This window comes from Limosilactobacillus mucosae (assembly GCF_046939755.1).
GTDB lineage: Bacteria > Bacillota > Bacilli > Lactobacillales > Lactobacillaceae > Limosilactobacillus > Limosilactobacillus mucosae_A.
In genome coordinates this window covers 1-481 of sequence record NZ_JBKZAY010000095.1, presented here as the reverse complement: position 1 = coordinate 481, position 481 = coordinate 1, and the positions used below count along the sequence as shown (strand labels likewise).

Sequence of the window (481 nt, the reverse complement as noted above, 5' to 3'; positions counted from 1 at the left end):
AAAGATGCCGAGGACCGGGATCGAACCGGTACGGTTATCACTAACCGCAGGATTTTAAGTCCTGTGCGTCTGCCAATTCCGCCACCCCGGCATTATGGAATTGACAAAGCGGAAGACGGGATTCGAACCCGCGACCCCCACCATGGCAAGGTGATGTTCTACCACTGAACTACTTCCGCATAATATTAAGATGCCGACTAGAGGGCTCGAACCTCCGACCCCCTGTTTACAAGACAGGTGCTCTGCCAACTGAGCTAAGTCGGCGTAAAAAATTACGGTATTCCGCATCTCAAAGCCTCTCTATGGCAATGAGCCGTGACGGGTTCGAACCGTCGACCCTCTGATTAAAAGTCAGATGCTCTACCGACTGAGCTAACGGCTCATGAGCATAATTGCTCAATGGAGGATACAGGGCTCGAACCTGTGACCCTCTGCTTGTAAGGCAGATGCTCTCCCAACTGAGCTAATCCTCCATAATGCA

At 51.6% G+C, this 481-nt stretch carries 5 tRNA genes; all 5 read right to left on the bottom strand.

The features are described 5' to 3' along the window. Positions 1 to 5 precede the first annotated feature (5 nt). Positions 6 to 91 (bottom strand) — tRNA-Leu (locus ACLUWI_RS10310). Between the two features lie 16 nt (positions 92 to 107). After that, positions 108 to 179 (bottom strand) — tRNA-Gly (locus ACLUWI_RS10305). Between the two features lie 12 nt (positions 180 to 191). Then, positions 192 to 264, bottom strand: a tRNA-Thr gene (locus ACLUWI_RS10300). Between the two features lie 45 nt (positions 265 to 309). Next, a tRNA-Lys gene (locus tag ACLUWI_RS10295) sits at positions 310 to 382 on the bottom strand. Between the two features lie 18 nt (positions 383 to 400). After that, positions 401 to 473 (bottom strand) — tRNA-Val (locus ACLUWI_RS10290). Positions 474 to 481 lie beyond the last annotated feature (8 nt).